A 16,988-nucleotide genomic window follows, 5' to 3' on the forward strand; every position below is an offset into this window, starting at 1 on the left:
TTTAGCGGCGTGGCCGGGGCATTGCAAGGGCGAAAACGCTGAAACCCGGCGATCGTCAGGATGCCTCCAGGCCGGGTGCAGCGGCCTTGGCGCGCGGCACCGTCAGGCGGAAGAGCGTCCCGGTGCCGTCCGACCGAACCAGGTCGAGCCGGCCACCGTGACCGCGCACGAGTTCGGCGGCAATCGTCAGGCCAAGCCCGGTTCCGCCCTTGCGCGCGCCCCCCTGGAAGGGCTGGAAAAGATGCTCCCTGGCACGCTCCGGCAGGCCGGGGCCGGTGTCCCCGACACTGACCCACCAACCATCGGCACCCTCTCCGATGGCGATTTCTATCGTGCCGGGTTTTCCCGTCGCCTCGATCGCCTGGCGCGCATTGCGCACCAGGTTGGTCAACACCCGGTAAAGCTGTTCGCGATCCGCCCGCACGGAGACATCGACGGCCACGTCCGTCACGATCTCGACCAGCGCGCCGTTCGCCGCCAGGCCTTCCGCCTCGGCAACCTCCCGCACCAGGGCAGCAAGGCTGAAGCGCGACAGCGTCGGGGGCGGCTCCTCTGCCTTGCCGAAGGCCAGCGTCGTCTCGCACAGCCCCACCGCCCTGCTGATCGACCCGACGAGCTTGGGGGCCGCGCGCTTGACCATCGGGTCGGCGCTTTCCTCCATCCGGTCGGCAAAAAGCTGTGCCGTCGAAAGCATGTTGCGCAGATCGTGGCTGACCTTCGCGACGGCCCCCCCAAGCTGGGCCAGACGCTCCTTCTGGCGGAGCGACTGGGTCAGCTGCTTCTGCATCATCTGCAGCGCCTGCTCGGCCTCGCGCAGTTCGAACACCGCCGACCGCGGTTCGATCACGCGGCGCGCGTCTTCGGGGGCTTCGGCGTAGGCGCACATGCTTTCGACCACGCGCTTGATCGGCATCACCAGAAGCGAGCGCACGGCAAAGAACAGCAGGGCCGCCGTCAGAACCGAAATGGCCGCCGAAAGGCCGAGGATGCGGATGCCATAGTCGACCATTGCCTGACGCAGGGGACCGGTGGACATCGTCGCCTCGATCAGCAGGCCCGCCTGCTTCACCGGATCGCCGATCACCCGGATGACCCGGTCGCGCGGATCGAAGATGCAATGCACGGCGTCCCGGATCAGTTCCCAGGCCGAGGCGTGGCGCAGGTCGTAGGTCTCCTCGATCGGGCCGGGAATGGGCGAGGAGAGGACAAGCTGGCGGATCTCGTCCCGGCGCAGGACCACGTTGAAGACCTCGGCATTCGCAAGAAGCTCGCGCTCGACCGCCTCGTCGATCATCTCGCCCGCGGCCAGCAGCGAAAGCGAGGCGATCTGGGCCCGTTCCAGGCGCGACAGGATGTAATCCTCGCGGAAGCGCGCCACCGAGGGAACAAAGATAAGAACCTCGGCCAGCATGACGAAAACCATCGTCAGGAGCAGGAAGCGGCCTGAGAGCGTGTTCAGAAACATTCGAACTTTCCCGGCGGGTGACCGGCGCTGAAGGATTTCGCCCATGGCTAGCAAAGTCGCGCGAGATTGAACAGGGACTTGCGCGGTGACGCTACGGCCATGGGGTGGCGCCACGGCGAAAAACCACGCAAGACACGTTGACTTGGAACCCCGGCGCGTCTATGAGCCGGGCTTCGAATGACAGCGGCCTTCGAATCCGTTCGGGTTTGGGCTGCCCCTACCGGAGTTGAAGCGATGAAGCGCACCTTCCAACCGTCGAACCTCGTCCGCGCCCGCCGCCACGGCTTTCGCGCGCGCATGGCGACCAAGGGCGGCCGCAAGGTTCTGAACGCGCGCCGCGCGAAGGGCCGCAGGGTCCTTTCGGCCTGAGGCCAGAAACCGGACAGGACGGCATGACGCCGCCGGTGGCTCCCGTGGACGGGCATGACCCTGAAACGGTGACGCCGCCGGCGGTTTCCGTTTGTCTGCAAGTGCTGCGCAAGCGCGCGGATTTCCTGCGCGCCTCGCAGGCGCGACGGCAGGGGACGCCCTCCTTCCTCCTCCAGGCCCGAAAGCGCCGGGACGAGGAAGACGGCCAGGCGATCCGGGTGGGTTTCACCTGTTCGAAGAAAGTCGGAAACGCCGTCGCCCGCAACCGCGCCAAGCGCCGCCTGCGCGAGGCGGCGCGCCTTGCCCTTCCCCTTAACGGGCGCCCCGGATGGGACTATGTTCTGGTCGGGCGCCGCGACGACACGGCCAATCGGGATTTCCAGCTTCTTCTCGGCGATCTCGTTCGCGCGCTCGAACAGGTCCACGCGAAGGGAAGATGAGCCCGCTCGCCCACATCGTCGCGCTGCCCGTCCGGGCCTACCGGCTGCTGTTCAGCCCGTGGGTCGGGCACGGCTGCCGCTATCATCCGACCTGCTCGGCCTATGCGCTCGAGGCGCTGGAGCGGCACGGAGCATTCAAGGGCAGCTGGCTTGCGGCGCGGCGGGTGCTGCGCTGCCATCCGCTGGGCGGGTCGGGGATCGACAACGTTCCCGATTGAGGCGCCGCTCAGACCTTCCTCAGCCCCGCCTCGATCGTTTCGAACATGATCCAGAACAGCACGATCATCGGCAGCATGGGCAAGAGCGCACCCGCCGGGTGATCCGCCTCGGTCCCCTTCTTGACCATCTTGAGGAGTGAACCCAGCGGTTTCGGCGGCTGCCGGATCTCCACCTTCCAGTCGCGGACCCGCTTGGTCAGGAACGCACGGTCATCGACGGCAGACCGTTTGAGCAGGCGCTTGGCGAAGTCCAGGCGCTTGGCAAGGTCGGCCATTGCGGCATCCAGATCCTGAAGCGATCCGATGGCCTTGACCGACTCCTCCGACAGGGCAGCGGCATCGAAGGCCTTGCCGTCGCGGGCGGCGTCACGCGCTTCCTCCGCGCCGTCGAACGCTTTGTCCAGCGCTGCGCGGATCTTGGTCAGATCCATATCCGCACGCAGGTACTTCTTAACCGTCTTGCGCAGTTCCTTCTGAAGACGCTTGAGCGATTTCTTCAGCCCGCGCAGGTTCGCGCGCGCCTGGGCATCCTCCGCTGAAGCCTTCGCCATTCCCTCTGTCCTCACGCGCCTGGCGCCCCCGGCATGACCCTAGCATTGCGCCGTGCGCCCGCATAGCCCCGCAAGCCGCCCGCCAATTCCCCTTGGCGGCGCGGCGCGGACAGGTTAGGGGACGGCCATGCTGGACGATGCTGACGACATCCATCCGCTTTTCGCGGGCGCCCCCTCCTCGACGGAGTTCAAGAAACTCCGCAAGCGGATCGTGCGCGAGGTGCGCGATGCGATCGAAACCTTCGCGATGATCGAGCGCGGCGCGCGCTGGCTGGTCTGCTTGTCCGGCGGCAAGGACAGCTACACGCTTCTGGCCGTGCTTCACGAACTGAAGTGGCGCGGTCTCCTGCCGGTCGATCTGCTGGCCTGCAACCTCGACCAGGGGCAACCGGGCTTTCCGGCGACGGTGCTGCCGGAGTTCCTGACCCGGATGGGCGTGCCGCACCGGATCGAATATGCCGATACCTACTCCATCGTCACCGACAAGATCGCGCCGGGGGGGACGATGTGCTCGCTCTGCTCGCGGCTCAGGCGCGGCAACCTCTACCGCATCGCGCGGGAGGAGGGGTGTTCCGCCGTGGTGCTGGGCCACCACCGCGACGACATCCTCGAAACCTTCTTCATGAACCTCTTTCACGGCGGCCGCCTTGCCACGATGCCGCCGAAGCTGCTGAACGAGGACGGGGACCTGTTCGTCTACCGCCCGCTCGCCTTCGTCGCAGAGGCCGATTGCGAACGCTTCGCCAAGGCGATGAACTATCCGATCATCCCCTGCGACCTGTGTGGTTCGCAAGACGGGCTGCAACGCCAGCAGGTCAAGCAGATTCTCGACGGGTGGGAGGCGCGCAGTCCCGGCCGCCGGCAGGTGATGTTCCGCGCCCTGATGAATGCCCGGCCCTCGCACCTGCTCGACCCCGCGCTGTTCGACTTCGCGGGCCTTGTGCGCGAGACGGCGGGAATCCCCGAGAAGCCGCGCAGGATTGTTGGCGACGGTTAATCTCCCGGTCACCGGCGCGCTCTAACGTGGCCTCGCGGGGCCGCGGACCGGCCCGCTTGCTTCGGATGCGCCATGACCGCCTTTCCCGTAAACGCGCTGACCCGCCTGGACCGGCGGTTTGGCCGGCCCGGCCGCGCCTCTCTCCTCGGGGTCGCGACTGCCCTTCTCTGCCTGTGGATGCGGGTGCCGCCTTTTCCGGCCCTGGCGATGTCCTTGCTGCCGCTTCTGACACTGTCCTTCGTGCGCCGGCCTTCGCCCATGGCAGAGGGCGGCAGCGATCCTGTCAGCGGCGCGGCGCTCCGCCCTCATATGGTCGATGTGCTCGCAGGCCATCTGGACGGCGGGCCCATCGCGGGACGGGACTGCGGATGCGTCGTGCTCGGCCTCGACGACGCGGCGACGCTTGTCACCTTGCATGGCCAGGCCGTTCACGACCGCGTCTTGCGCAAGATTGCCGAGCGGCTGGGGGCCGCGCTGCGCGAGCATGACGTCGTCGCGCGGCTTGAAGGGCCAAGGTTTGCCGTTGCCGTCGCGCCCGCGCGGATGAACCTCGAAGCGGCGATCCAGATTGCCACCCGCCTGCAGGCCGCCGTCGCAGAACCGCTTAGCATCGACGCGACCACCATCCACATCTCCGCCAGCGCCGGTTTCGCGATGCCCTCGCGCCTGCCCGCGCGGGATGCCGCCACCCTTCTGGCCGCGGCGGAGCTTGCGCAGGAAGAGGCGCAGCGCCACGGCGAGGGGGCGCTGCGCGCCTACAGCGCAGAGATTGCCCGCGGAGCCGCAGATCGCAGCGCCTGCCGCACCCGTATCGAAGGCGCGCTCGATTCGGGCGAGATCGTTGCGTACTTTCAGCCGCAGGTGGCGGCCGATTCAGGTGTGGTCACCGGTTTCGAGGCGCTGGCGCGGTGGCTCCATCCCGACCGCGGCATACTGGGCCCGGGGGAGTTCCTGCCTGCTGTCCTCGCTGCCGGACTGTCGCAGCGGTTGGGCGACGTCATGATCGACCGGTCGCTTCGGGCGCTGTCCGAGTGGGATCGCCTTGGCCTTCGCGTTCCGGCGGTTTCGGTCAACTTCACGCATGACGAACTGCGCGACCCCGGGCTTGTTACCCGGCTGCGCTGGGAACTCGACCGCTTCGATCTTGCACCCGCCCGGCTCTGCATAGAGGTCCTGGAATCCGTGACTTCGACCGGCGGCGACGATATAGTTGCCCGCAATCTCGAAGCGCTGGTGAGACTTGGCTGCCGGATCGACCTGGACGACTTCGGAACCGGAAACGCGTCGATCGCGGCGATCCGCAGATTTCGGATCCATCGCCTGAAGATCGACCGCTCCCTGGTTTCGGGCATCGACCGCGATGCAGAACAGCAGCGCATCCTCGCCGCCGTCCTGTCGATGGCGGAGCGGCTCAGGATCGAGACGGTTGCCGAAGGCGTGGAGTCCCCGGCAGAGCACGCGCTGCTCGCGCAGCTCGGCTGCGACCACGTCCAGGGGTTCGTCGTTGCCCGCCCGATGGCTGCGCCAGAGGTGCCGGGCTGGATCGCGTCGCGGCGCACGAACTTCGGTGCGCCCCAGACGCTCCGAAAGCTCTGATCCGCGCCGAACGGCACTGCCCTCGGGGCACCGCTCTTCCGGCATCGCAGGAAACCGCTTGACCTTTCAGCGCCCGTTCTGTTGAACCGGCGCTGATCTCGGCTGACTGGTGGTGTGTCCCCGATGGACGATCAGAACAAGAACCTCATTCTCGCGACGGTGCTCTCGGCACTGGTCATCTTCGTATGGTACACTTTCTTCACTCCACCGATGCCGCAGCCCGATACCTCGATCGCGCCGGACGTCGCGGCGACCGCGCCGGCGCCCGCGCCGCAGGCGGCGCAGACCACGCCCGCGCCCGAGGCGGCCGCTGCCGCGTCTGCGCCGCGGGTCACGATCGACACACCGCGCCTGCTCGGCTCGCTGTCGCTGGCCGGCGGCCGGATCGACGACCTGCAGCTGCGCGACTACAAGGAAACGCTTGAAGCCGACTCTGCGGATGTGCGGCTGTTCGCCCCGGTCGGCGGCGCAGCGGACAGTTCCGCCAAACCCTATTATGCCGTTTATGGCTGGCAGGCCGCAGGCGGGCTCGATCCCAAACTGGTGCCAGATGCCCGCACGATCTGGTCCGCGCCCGAGGGTGCGAAACTGTCGATCGATACCCCGGTCACGCTCAGCTGGGACAACGGCGCGGGTCTGATCTTCCGGCGCACTGTATCGCTCGACGCGGACTACATGTTCACCATCACCCAGTCGGTCGAGAACACCACCGGCGCAGCGGTCCGTCTTGCCCCCTACGGCATCATCGCCCGCCACGGCATTCCCGACGCCCAGCGCATCTACGTGCTGCACGAAGGCCTGGTGCGCGGCGCCGACGGCACGCTTGAGGAAATCAAGTACGACGACATCCCCGACCTCGCCCCGGTCGAGGGCGAAGGCAACGCCGAGATCATCGACGTTACCCAGGACGGCTGGATCGGCTTTACCGACAAGTACTGGATGGCCACGCTGATCCCCGCGCCCGGCCAAGCCTTCACCTCGGTCGTGCGCTATGCCGCCGCCAACGACATCTACCAGGCCGAGACCCGGCTTCCGGTGATGGAGGTCGCGCCCGGCGCCCGCGCCGAAGCGACGACGATGCTCTTTGCCGGCGCCAAGGAATGGGAAACAATCAAGCGCTACGAAAACACGCCGGGCTGGCTCGACCGGCTGGCGGGCATAAACCCCGACCCCGCCCGCCCGAAGATCCAGGGCTTCATCGACTCGATCGACTGGGGCTGGTTCTTCTTCCTGACCAAGCCGATGTTCTGGCTGCTGCACGTGCTGCACGAGGTCATCGGCAACATGGGCTGGGCGATCATCGCCTTGACCTTCGTTATCAAGACGCTGGTCTTCCCGCTGGCACGCAAGTCCTACATCTCGATGGCGAAGATGAAGGAACTGCAGCCCGAGATGGAGGCGATCAAGGCCCGCTCCGGCGACGATCGCCAGAAGCTTCAGCAAGAGATGATGGCGCTCTATAAGAAGGAAAAGGTGAATCCCGCCTCGGGCTGCCTGCCCATCCTCCTGCAGATTCCGATCTTCTTCGCGCTCTACAAGGTGATCTACGTCACCATCGAGCTGTATCAGGCCCCCTTCGTCGGCTGGCTGCGTGACCTCTCCGCCCCCGATCCGTCTTCGATCCTCAATCTCTTCGGGCTCCTGCCCTGGGCCACGCCGGAACCGGGGTCGCTGTTCTTCATCTTCTCGCTCGGCGTGCTGCCCATCCTTCTCGGCATCTCGATGTGGTTCCAGCAGAAGCTGAACCCGGCACCGACGGACCCCGCCCAGGCCGCCATCTTCGCCTGGATGCCGTGGATCTTCATGTTCATGCTGGGATCGTTCGCCTCGGGCCTGGTGCTTTACTGGATCACCAACAACACCATCACCTTCGCCCAGCAGTACACGATCATGACGATGCACGGGAAACGCCCCGACCTCTTCGGCAACATCAAGGCGGGGATAAAGCGCGGCCCGACGGGCAAATGACCGCGCAGCTCGCCCTCATCTGCCGTCATCCGATCAAGTCCGTCGGCTATGAGGAGATCGTGGACGCTTCCCTGACCGAGGGGCGGGCGCTTCCCTTCGACCGCGAATGGGCGGTCGCACACGAAAAGGCGAAGTTCGGCCGGACGCTTGCCGAATGGGCGCCGAAGACCAACTTCCTCAGGGGCGTGACCGGCCACCGGCTGATGACCATCCGCGCGGTGACTGACGCCGGGAGCCGCCGGGTCACGCTGACCCATCCGGACGCGGCACCCATCTCCGTCGCGCCCGACGACGCGTCGGATGCGCAAAGGCTCCTCGACTGGCTCTCCCCCCTCTGGCCGGACGACCGGCCCGCGCCGACCTTCGTCGGCCGCGTCCCCGGCCAGGCGATGACCGACTGGCCCGACCCCTTCATCTCGGTCCTCGGCCTCTCCTCGCTGAGAGAGCTTTCCGCGCGCGCCGGCCGGGATCTGTCACCCCACCGCTTCCGCGGCAACCTGTGGATCGAAGGCCTGCCCCCCTTCGCAGAGTTTGACCTGATCGGCGCCCGCATCCGGATCGGCAGCGCCGAGCTGGAGATCCGCCAGCGCATCACCCGCTGCAAGGCGACCACCGTGAACCCCGACACCGGCGTGTCGGATACCGACACCTTGTCAGCCCTCCAGACCCATTGGTGTCACCAGGATTTCGGCACCTATGCCGTGGTCACGCGCTCCGGCGATCTCACCCTCGGCGATGCGGTGACCGTGCTGTGACCCTTTCCTTCCCCCTCGCCCCGGAACCCGACGACTTCGCCCGCGAACGCGGCCGCCTGCTCTTTGCCGGCGATGTCGGCTTCCTCAAGGGTGTCGTCGCGATGGACGGCCTGCCCCCCGCCGACCGGCTGGAAGTCTGCTTTGCCGGCCGGTCGAACGTGGGCAAGTCCAGCCTCATCAATGCGCTGACCGGGCGCCGCAACCTTGCGCGCGCCTCCAACACGCCGGGGCGAACACAGGAAATCAACTACTTCACCACGCCGGGCGGCCCCTACCTCGTCGACCTGCCCGGCTACGGCTTTGCCGAGGCGCCGCTTCAGGTGGTGAAGAAGTGGCAGGCGCTGCTCAAGCAATACCTCTCCGGCCGCCAGACACTGCGCCGCGCCTTCGTCCTCATCGACACGCGCCATGGCATCAAGGCGGTGGACGAGGAGATCCTGACCCTGCTCGACAAATCCGCCGTCACCTTCCAGGTGGTGATGACCAAGGCCGACAAGGTCTCGCTCAAGGACCGCGACAAGATACTCGCCCAGGTTCGGGCGGCGCTTGCGAAGCACCCGGCGGCCTATCCGGAAATCGTCCTCACCTCATCGGAAAAGGGCGACGGGATCGAAACGCTTCGCGCCCTCATCGCCGCACTCGAATAGCTCCTTCATCTTGCCGCAAATGCCTCGGGGAGGTCGGGAGGGGCAACGCCCCTCCGGCGGGTCGCCCGCACATGCGGGCGAAATCGCTCAGACGTGCTGGCCCGCGTTCACCTCGATCTCGGTCCCGGCGACATAGCTCGACGCGTCCGTGCACAGGAACCAGATCACATCGGCCACCTCGGACGGCTGACCGAGGCGCCTGAGCGGCAGTCCCTCGACGATCTTCTCCGTCCCCGGCGACAGGATCGAGGTTTCGATCTCGCCCGGTGCTATGGCGTTCACCCGCACGCCGAGGGGCCCGAAGTCATGCGCCATCTCGCGCGTCAGCGCCTTCAGCGCCGCCTTGGACGTCGCGTAGGCCGCGCCTGCGAAGGGATGCACCCGGCTTCCGGCGATCGAGGTAACGTTGACCACCGCGCCCTTCGCCGCCGACAGCTCTTCCCTCAGCCCGCGGGCAAGCACGATGGGCGCGAAGAAGTTGACGTGGAAGACCTTGCCCCAGTCGCGCAGGTCGGTGTCGATCGAATTCAGCCGGCCGCCGCCCGGACCCTTGGGCGAGATACCGGCATTGTTGACCAGTGCATGAAGCCGGCCCCCCACCTTCGCGCGGATCACCTCGATCGCGGCCATGGTCGCCGCCGGATCGGCCAGGTCGATCACGATGTGATCCTCACGCCCGCCGCCCCAGGGGCAGCCTTCGGGAAAAGGATGGCGCGAACAGGTCAGGATGCGCCAACTTTCGCGGGCGAAGCGCTTCACGGTCGCGTGCCCGATGCCGCGCGATGCACCCGTCAGCAGCAATGTCTTCTGTTCGGCCATGCCCTTCTCCTTCCATCGCGGCAAACCTATGCGATCGCGGGCGAAAGGCAACTCCTCCAAAGCCCTTGGCAGGGGGGCTGCGAGGGGCTAACAAACGCGACGAACCCCCGGGGATGCCGATGAGAAAGCAAGACATGAACCGTGACTGGATCGCCACCGCCCGGACGCTTTCCGAAGCGCTTCCCTACCTTCAGCGCTACGCCGGCGCCGTTGTCGTCGTGAAGTTCGGCGGCAATGCGATGGGCGACGATGCGGCGATGGCGGAATTCGCGCGCGACATCGTCCTGATGCGCCAGGTCGGCGTGAATCCGGTCGTCGTGCATGGCGGCGGTCCGATGATCAACGATCTTCTCGGCAAGCTGGGTATCAAGTCCGAATTCGTCCGCGGCAAGCGTGTCACCGACAAGGCCACGGTCGAGGTGGTGGAGATGGTGCTGTCCGGCCTCGTCAACAAAAGGATCGTCCAGGCGATCAACGATCAGGGTGGCCGCGCCGTCGGCATCTCGGGCAAGGACGACGACCTGATCGTGTGCGAACCCGACGACCCCGAACTGGGCTTCGTCGGCCGCCCGGTCGAGATGAACGTGCAGATCCTGCGCGACCTTTTCGGGGCGGGGATGATCCCGGTCGTGGCCCCCGTTGCGACGGGGCGGAACGAGAACGAGACGTTCAATGTGAACGGAGACACCGCCGCCGGCGCCCTTGCCGGCGCACTGAAAGCCGATCGGCTGCTTCTTCTGACCGACGTTTCCGGCGTCAAGGACGAAAGCGGGTCGGTCGTGACCCAGCTTTCCCCGCAAGAGGTCCGCGACCTGACGGCGCGCGGCGTAATCGCGGGGGGCATGATCCCCAAGACCGAAACCGCGCTCGCAGCCCTTGAGGCCGGGGTGCGTGCGGTGGTGATCCTTGACGGGCGGGTCCCCAATGCCTGCCTGCTGGAGCTGTTCACCGACCACGGCGCGGGCTCCATCATCCGCTCGACCGAGCCGCGCGTGAAGCCGCGCGGGCAGTGACGACGCTGGACGAGATCGCGGCGCTGGCAGAACCGCACCGGCTGGCGGTGTTCGGCGCGCTGCATCCCGACGCAGGCGACGACGCGCCGGAGGGCACCGGAACGATTGTCCTGTTCGGCCCTGCGGAGCCCGGATTCTGGCCTCACCTGACCGCCCAGCCCGAGTGGCAGGACGCGCAACCCGACCCGGTCGACCGCTGGTCGAAGCGTGTCCTCGGCGCGCTGGCAGCCCGGCTTGGCGGCACCGCCATCTTTCCCTCCGACGGGCCGCCCTATCCGCCGTTCTTCCGCTGGGCGCTCCGGTCTGGCCGCGCCTGGGCCTCGCCCGTGCGCATCCTCGTCCATGACAGTGCCGGGCTCTGGGTCAGCTACCGCGGAGCGATCGCGATCAAGGGGCGTCTCTCCCTGCCGCCGGCACCCGCCTGCCCCTGCGACACCTGCGTCGGGAAACCCTGCCTCGATGCCTGCCCGCCGCGGGCGCTTGTGGGCGAAGGCTACGACGTCGCGGCCTGCCACGCGTTTCTGGACACCCCCGCCGGGGGAAACTGCCTTTCTGGTGGCTGCCACGTTCGCCGCGCTTGCCCGGTGTCGCAAGCCTATGGCAGGCTGCCTGAGCAGTCCGAATACCATATGAGGCAGTTTCACAGATGACACCCGCCGGGCACCGCCGCCTGATCCTGACGCGCCACGCCAAATCCGCATGGGACGATCCGAAGCTTCAGGATTTCGACCGGCCTCTCAACCGGCGGGGTCGTCGCGCGGCGCTTGAGCTTGGCGAATGGCTGAACTCGCGCGGATATGAGCCGGACCAGGTTCTGTGCTCACCCGCCGCGCGCACCCGCGAGACCTGGGCCACGGTCGCCGCCGCCCCGCTCGAGGTGATGCCAAGCGTCGAGTATCCGGATACGCTCTACCACGCCGACGCCGAGACGATGCTCAACGTGCTGCACGGGGCGACGGGCGAGTGCGTCATGATGATCGGCCACAATCCGGGCATCGCCGCGCTTGCCGCCGCGCTGCCCGCGCGCATTCCGGTGGACCCTGATTTCGCGCGTTATCCGACCGGGGCCACGCTGGTTGTCGATTTCGACACACCGGGCTGGAGCGGGGTGACGTCCGGCCAGGGATCGGTGCTCGACTTCTTCATTCCTTCGGGTCGCGACTGACCCAGCAAGCGGGCCGCCCCTGAAAGGGGGACGGCCCGTTATTCTGGCCGTTCAGTGCCCGAGGATCTGGCTCAGAAACAGCTTGGTCCGATCGGACTGCGGGTTGTTGAAGAATTCCTTCGGCTCGTTCTGCTCGACGATCTGGCCCTGATCCATGAAGATCACGCGGTTGGCCACGGCCTGGGCAAAGCCCATTTCGTGGGTGACGCAAAGCATGGTCATCCCCTCCTCGGCCAGTTCGATCATGGTGTCGAGCACCTCCTTGATCATCTCCGGGTCAAGCGCCGAGGTCGGTTCGTCGAACAGCATGATCCGGGGGCGCATGCACAAGGACCGCGCGATTGCCACCCGCTGCTGCTGGCCGCCCGAAAGCTGGCCAGGATACTTGTGCGCCTGTTCGGGGATCTTCACCTTCGACAGGTAGTGCATCGCGGTTTCCTCTGCCTCCTTCCTGGGAACCTTGCGGACCCAGATCGGGGCGAGCGTGCAGTTCTCCAGGATCGTCAGGTGAGGGAAGAGGTTGAAGTGCTGGAACACCATGCCGACTTCGGAGCGCACCTTGTCGATGTTCTTCAGGTCGTTGGTCAGTTCGGTCCCATCCACGATTATATGGCCAGACTGATGCTCCTCCAGCCGGTTGATGCAGCGGATCAGGGTGGACTTACCCGACCCTGAAGGGCCACAGATGACGATCCGTTCGCCGCGATTCACCGTCATGTTGATGTCACGAAGCACGTGGAACGCCCCGTACCACTTGTTCATGCTGGTGATCTGGATCGCGACCTCGTCCGACACTTGCATGTGGCTGCGGTCGATCTCACGGGTGATGGCATGCGGGTCCGACATGGGAACCTCCTTAACGGTGATCGCGTTTCAGCTTGCGTTCGAGGTACATGGAATACCGCGACATGCTGAAACAACAGGCAAAGAAGATGAGGCCGACGAAGATGTAGGGCTCCCAGTAGATGCCCTTCCATTCGATCGCGGCACGGACGACCTTGGTGACACCCTGAAGGGGGTCATGCAGGCCCACAAGCGCGACAAGGGTGGTGTCCTTGAAGAGACCGATGAACGAGGAGACGATCCCCGGGATCGAGATCTTCAGGGCCTGCGGCATGACGATCAGCCGCTGCGCCTGCCAGTAGTCGAGGCCGAGCGCGTCGGCCGCCTCGTACTGCCCACGCGGCAACGCGGCGAGGCCGCCCCGGATCACCTCGGCGATGTAGGCCGCCGAGAAGAAGGTCACGAGGATGATCACGCGCAAGATCAGGTCGAAGTTCGACCGCGGCGGAAGGAAGTACTGCAAGAGCAGCGATGCGGTGAAAAGCATCGTGATCAGCGGAACGCCACGGATGAACTCGATGAACCCGACAGACAGGGCCTTGATCAGCGGCATGTCGGACCGGCGGCCAAGCGCCAGCAGGATGCCCATGGGCAACGAAGCGGCGATCGCCGTCACCCCGATCACGAAGGCCAGCAGGAAGCCCCCGAATTCGTCGGAATCGACGTGCGCGGTTCCCAGCGGCAGGATCGAGTGCAGCGCGCCGGTGACATGCGACTGGACCACAAGCCACCAGATCGCGGCGACCACGACCCCCGCGCCCGTCGCCACGACGACGCCCAACTGGGCCTTCGTCAGGTTGTAGACGACCGCCAGGATCGCAAACCCGGCAAGTGCGCCCACGGGACCCCAGATCGAGCCGCCCCACAGAAGGTAGAAGCCGATGGCGGGATAGAGCAGGGTCAGGATCAGAAGCCGCCGCGGCGCCATCCAGGCCACCGCCGTCAGGCCGGCAAAGACGATGACGGCCGCGAGAAGCGCGAGGCCCCCGGCTTCGCTGCCCGCGATCGTCTGCGGGAACGAGGCGGAAACACCGGCAAGCGCGAGGATCGTCAGCACGCCCGCCACCGCGGTCATGCGCATATTGATCGTGCGATTGCCGAAGTAGAGAACCGGCGCCAGCGCCACGAACATGAGCCCGAAGGCCATCGTCGGCCGCCAGAACAGTTCCTGCGGATAGAAGCCGAACAGGTACTGGTGCCAGCGTTCCCGCACCATGGCCCAGCAGGCCCCGGTCGCCCCCTCTCCGTGTCGGGCCGCGACGATCTCGCGGCATTCCGCCATCGAGTTGGCGTTCCAGACCCCGTTCAGAAGCCAGGGAAGCGCCGACTTGACGATCAGGAACACGGCAAGCACGCCGACGATGGTCAGGAAGGTGTTGAGAGGGCCCGAGAACAGGTTTTCCCGCGCCCATTTGATTGCACCACGCTCGGAGACGGGCGGCTCCTGCGGAGCCAGCATGTCCTTGCGCACGAAGGCCGCTTTGGTCGGCATGTCAGCGCTCCTTCAGCTTCATGGCGGTGTTGAAGACGTTCATGCCCGACGAGATGATCAGGCTCAGAACCAGATAGATCGCCATCATCAGGAGCATGCATTCAAGCTCGCGCCCGGTCTGGTTCAGGGTGATCCCGCCCAGGGTTCCCTTCAGATCCAGATAGCTGATCGCCATGCCAAGCGTCGTGTTCTTGGTCAGGTTCAGATACTGGCTGATAAGGGGCGGCACGATGACACGCAGCGCCTGCGGCAGAATGATCAGGCGCATGGTCTTGCCCGGCCTCAGGCCAAGGGCATAGGACGCCTCGGTCTGCCCGCGCGAGATGGCGAGGATACCGCCGCGAACCGCCTCGGCGATGAAGGCGCCGGTGTAGAGCGAGATGGCGATCAGAAGCGCCGTGAAGGAATGCGCGACGTTGATCCCGCCCTGGAAGTTGAACCCCTTGAGTTCTGGGTACTCGAGGTGAAACCCGAGCGCGTAGAGGAACACGATGATCGGGACGAAGAGGATCAGCAGGCTTTTCCACCAGACGACGGGCCGGATGCCGGTTTCTTCCTGAACCGCCTTCGCATGGGCTAGCAGCCGGCGATTGATCCAGACACAGACGGCGATCAGGGCCAGGGCCGCGACAACCGAAAGGTTGATCGGCACGTCAAGGACGCTGACATGACCCAGGGGATGATCGAGGAACGGGCGCGGGATGTTGGTGCCGCGGTTGGTCACCGCGATCGAGTCGAAGAATATCTTCGAGGCCGCAGGGGTCTGCCCCGCCGCCACCATCTCGTCGGTTGCCCTGAAGTCCCTCGGCGCAGGGGCGGTTTCCGAGAAGATCACGAAGACCAGGATGATCCAGAGCAGAAGCGGGATGTTGCGGAATGTCTCGACATAGGCCGTCATCAGGCGCGACACGACCCAGTTCTTCGAAAGCCGCAGGACCCCCACGAAAACCCCGATGAAGGTCGCCAGGATGCAGCCGAAGAAGGCAACTATGAGGGTGTTGAAAAGCCCGACGAACAGCGCGCGTCCGTGCGTGCTGTCGTTGGTATACGGGATCAGCTGCTGATCGATGTCGTAGCCTGCGCGCTGGAACAGGAAGCTGAAGTTGATGTCCTTGTCCTTGGCCGCGAGGTTCACGATCGTGTTGTTCAGGAGCCAGCCAAGGAAGGCCAGGAACAGGATCAGAACCGCGATCTGGATCGTGTAGGATCTGTAGCGCGTGTCATAGACGAGCATGCTCAGCCGAAAGGATTCCTTCGGCACGCTTGCGACATAAGCCATGAAATTCTCCCCGACGATAGCCCGTTTTCAGTACCGGGCCCCGGTCCGCCGGGATTCTGTCGCCCCCGCTGAACCGATCGTTCTGTTCGCTTGACGAAAAGGGCGCGCCTTACGGCGCGCCCGGTCTTTCCGGCCGATCAGCGGAACGGCGGGGCGTATTGCAGGCCGCCCTGGGTGTAGAGCGCGTTCAGCCCGCGGGCCAGGCCGATCGAGGTACCTTCGCCGATGTTGGCGGCAAAGATCTCGCCGTAGTTGCCCGAAGCCGCGATCGCACGCTTGCCCCATTCCTTGTCGAGACCCATCATCGCACCCAGATCCCCCTCAAGCCCGAGGATGCGCTTGACTTCCGGGTCGTTGGTCGACGCGGCGACTTCCTCGATATTGGCTTGGGTGATGCCCTTTTCCTCAGCCGCGACGAGCGCGTAGTAGGTCCAGCGCACGACGTCGCCCCAGTTGCTGTCGCCATGACGCACGACCGGGCCAAGCGGCTCTTTCGAGATGATCTCGGGCAGGATGATGTGGTTTTCCGCATCCGGCAGCGTGGCGCGGGTCGCGGCAAGGCCCGAGGCGTCGGTGGTGAACGCATCGCAGGCACCGGCCAGATACTGGCGCTGGGCTTCGGAGTCGTCGGCCACGGTTACAGGCGTGTAGCTGATGTTGTTCGACTTGAAGAAGTCGGCAAGGTTCAGCTCGGTCGTGGTGCCGGTCTGGATGCAGATCGTCGCGCCGTCCAGTTCCTTCGCCGACGAAACGCCCAGATCCTTGTGCACCATGAAGCCCTGGCCGTCGTAGTAGTTCACGGCGACGAAATCGAGCTTGAGGTCGTTGTCGCGCGAGAAGGTCCAGGTCGAGTTGCGGACCAGAAGATCGACCTCGCCCGAGGCGAGCGCGGTGAAGCGGGTCTCACCCGTGGTCGGCACGTACTTGACCTTGTTCGCGTCGCCCAGCACGGCCGCGGCAAGCGCCTTGCAGATCGCCACGTCAAAGCCCTGGTAGTTACCGTTCGCATCGGGTGCGCCGAAACCGGTCAGGCCGGTGTTCGAACCGCAGATCAGCTCGCCACGCGCCTTGACGTCATCGAGCGTCCCGGCCGATGCGAACCCGGCCAGCAGGGCCGAAGCCGCCAGCGTGCCAAGCATTACAGATTTTTTCATTTTTACCTCTTCCTGGGTTTCCACCCTGTCCGGGCGGTTCTGGTTCGGCCTTGAGGCCGGATGATCTTGTTGGAGTGGCTAACTCCAATAGCGACAAGTTTGAGAATATTCCGTCCTTGGCGTCAAGCCGCGATCCGGAATCGGCGCCCCTACGTCAAGTGTTTTGTCCATGTTAGCCCAAACAGGCGAAGGTCCCGGATTCATGCGGGAAAGATCG

18 protein-coding genes are annotated in these 16,988 nt (G+C 65.7%); 11 read left to right on the forward strand and 7 right to left on the reverse strand.

Features of this window, described 5'->3' with window-relative positions:
* Positions 1-55: 55 nt before the first annotated feature.
* Positions 56-1,465, reverse strand: coding sequence for a sensor histidine kinase (locus N5I32_RS11340; protein ID WP_261495794.1), 1,410 nt, complete (start codon positions 1,463-1,465; stop codon positions 56-58).
* 234 nt (positions 1,466-1,699) lie between these two features.
* On the opposite strand from N5I32_RS11340, the gene rpmH reads away from it, so the two are divergent.
* The 3 genes from rpmH to yidD are packed head-to-tail and all read left to right on the forward strand — an operon-like array spanning position 1,700 to position 2,492.
* Complete coding sequence (gene rpmH / locus N5I32_RS11345; RefSeq protein WP_261495795.1) at positions 1,700-1,834, forward strand: 50S ribosomal protein L34; 135 nt, start codon at positions 1,700-1,702, stop codon at positions 1,832-1,834.
* 23 nt (positions 1,835-1,857) lie between these two features.
* Positions 1,858-2,274 carry a ribonuclease P protein component gene (gene rnpA / locus N5I32_RS11350; protein WP_261495797.1) on the forward strand — a complete coding sequence of 139 codons (417 nt, stop codon included), beginning with the start codon at positions 1,858-1,860 and terminating at the stop codon, positions 2,272-2,274.
* Positions 2,271-2,492 carry a membrane protein insertion efficiency factor YidD gene (gene yidD / locus N5I32_RS11355; protein WP_261495798.1) on the forward strand — a complete coding sequence of 74 codons (222 nt, stop codon included), beginning with the start codon at positions 2,271-2,273 and terminating at the stop codon, positions 2,490-2,492. Before rnpA ends, yidD begins: the two co-directional genes overlap by 4 nt.
* Before the next feature lie 8 nt (positions 2,493-2,500).
* Here the strand turns inward: yidD and N5I32_RS11360 are convergent, their stop codons facing one another.
* On the reverse strand, positions 2,501-3,043 hold the full coding sequence (locus tag N5I32_RS11360) for a hypothetical protein (RefSeq protein WP_261495799.1): 543 nt from the start codon (positions 3,041-3,043) through the stop codon (positions 2,501-2,503).
* Positions 3,044-3,170: 127 nt separating this feature from the next.
* On the opposite strand from N5I32_RS11360, the gene ttcA reads away from it, so the two are divergent.
* From ttcA to yihA, 5 genes are all read left to right on the forward strand, one after another.
* The gene (gene ttcA, locus N5I32_RS11365) at positions 3,171-4,040 is read left to right on the forward strand and encodes a tRNA 2-thiocytidine(32) synthetase TtcA (RefSeq protein ID WP_261495801.1); all 870 of its coding nucleotides are present in this window, start codon (positions 3,171-3,173) and stop codon (positions 4,038-4,040) included.
* Positions 4,041-4,112: 72 nt separating this feature from the next.
* The gene (locus N5I32_RS11370) at positions 4,113-5,636 is read left to right on the forward strand and encodes a putative bifunctional diguanylate cyclase/phosphodiesterase (protein WP_261495802.1); all 1,524 of its coding nucleotides are present in this window, start codon (positions 4,113-4,115) and stop codon (positions 5,634-5,636) included.
* 123 nt (positions 5,637-5,759) lie between these two features.
* Positions 5,760-7,604: a membrane protein insertase YidC gene (yidC, locus tag N5I32_RS11375; RefSeq protein WP_261495803.1), complete on the forward strand. Its 1,845-nt coding sequence runs from the start codon at positions 5,760-5,762 to the stop codon at positions 7,602-7,604.
* Positions 7,601-8,359 carry an MOSC domain-containing protein gene (locus tag N5I32_RS11380; RefSeq protein ID WP_261495809.1) on the forward strand — a complete coding sequence of 253 codons (759 nt, stop codon included), beginning with the start codon at positions 7,601-7,603 and terminating at the stop codon, positions 8,357-8,359. Before yidC ends, N5I32_RS11380 begins: the two co-directional genes overlap by 4 nt.
* On the forward strand, positions 8,356-9,006 hold the full coding sequence (gene yihA / locus N5I32_RS11385) for a ribosome biogenesis GTP-binding protein YihA/YsxC (RefSeq protein WP_261495813.1): 651 nt from the start codon (positions 8,356-8,358) through the stop codon (positions 9,004-9,006). The genes N5I32_RS11380 and yihA overlap by 4 nt, the downstream gene beginning before the upstream one ends.
* An 87-nt stretch (positions 9,007-9,093) precedes the next feature.
* Here yihA and N5I32_RS11390 read toward each other — a convergent pair whose 3' ends face one another.
* Positions 9,094-9,825 (reverse strand): SDR family oxidoreductase, encoded by a 732-nt coding sequence (locus N5I32_RS11390; protein WP_261495814.1) that lies wholly within the window; start codon positions 9,823-9,825, stop codon positions 9,094-9,096.
* Between the two features lie 134 nt (positions 9,826-9,959).
* Here N5I32_RS11390 and argB point away from each other — a divergent pair, with 134 nt between their 5' ends.
* The 3 genes from argB to N5I32_RS11405 are packed head-to-tail and all read left to right on the forward strand — an operon-like array spanning position 9,960 to position 12,003.
* Positions 9,960-10,838 carry an acetylglutamate kinase gene (argB, locus tag N5I32_RS11395; RefSeq protein WP_261496010.1) on the forward strand — a complete coding sequence of 293 codons (879 nt, stop codon included), beginning with the start codon at positions 9,960-9,962 and terminating at the stop codon, positions 10,836-10,838.
* Positions 10,835-11,488 (forward strand): ferredoxin, encoded by a 654-nt coding sequence (locus tag N5I32_RS11400; RefSeq protein WP_439648188.1) that lies wholly within the window; start codon positions 10,835-10,837, stop codon positions 11,486-11,488. The genes argB and N5I32_RS11400 overlap by 4 nt, the downstream gene beginning before the upstream one ends.
* Complete coding sequence (locus N5I32_RS11405; RefSeq protein ID WP_261495815.1) at positions 11,485-12,003, forward strand: SixA phosphatase family protein; 519 nt, start codon at positions 11,485-11,487, stop codon at positions 12,001-12,003. Before N5I32_RS11400 ends, N5I32_RS11405 begins: the two co-directional genes overlap by 4 nt.
* A 51-nt stretch (positions 12,004-12,054) precedes the next feature.
* On the opposite strand, the gene N5I32_RS11410 is transcribed toward N5I32_RS11405, so the two are convergent.
* From N5I32_RS11410 to N5I32_RS11425, 4 genes are all read right to left on the reverse strand, one after another.
* A complete protein-coding gene (locus N5I32_RS11410; protein WP_304504771.1) occupies positions 12,055-12,849 on the reverse strand; it encodes an amino acid ABC transporter ATP-binding protein in 795 nt (264 codons plus the stop codon).
* A gap of 10 nt (positions 12,850-12,859) precedes the next feature.
* Positions 12,860-14,338 (reverse strand): amino acid ABC transporter permease, encoded by a 1,479-nt coding sequence (locus N5I32_RS11415; protein WP_261495816.1) that lies wholly within the window; start codon positions 14,336-14,338, stop codon positions 12,860-12,862.
* A gap of 1 nt (position 14,339) precedes the next feature.
* Positions 14,340-15,617, reverse strand: a complete 1,278-nt coding sequence (locus tag N5I32_RS11420; protein ID WP_261495817.1) for an amino acid ABC transporter permease — start codon at positions 15,615-15,617, stop codon at positions 14,340-14,342.
* A 137-nt stretch (positions 15,618-15,754) separates the two neighbouring features.
* Positions 15,755-16,771 carry an amino acid ABC transporter substrate-binding protein gene (locus N5I32_RS11425; protein WP_261495818.1) on the reverse strand — a complete coding sequence of 339 codons (1,017 nt, stop codon included), beginning with the start codon at positions 16,769-16,771 and terminating at the stop codon, positions 15,755-15,757.
* Positions 16,772-16,988 lie beyond the last annotated feature (217 nt).

This window comes from Albidovulum sediminis (assembly GCF_025380365.1).
Lineage (GTDB): Bacteria > Pseudomonadota > Alphaproteobacteria > Rhodobacterales > Rhodobacteraceae > Albidovulum > Albidovulum sediminis.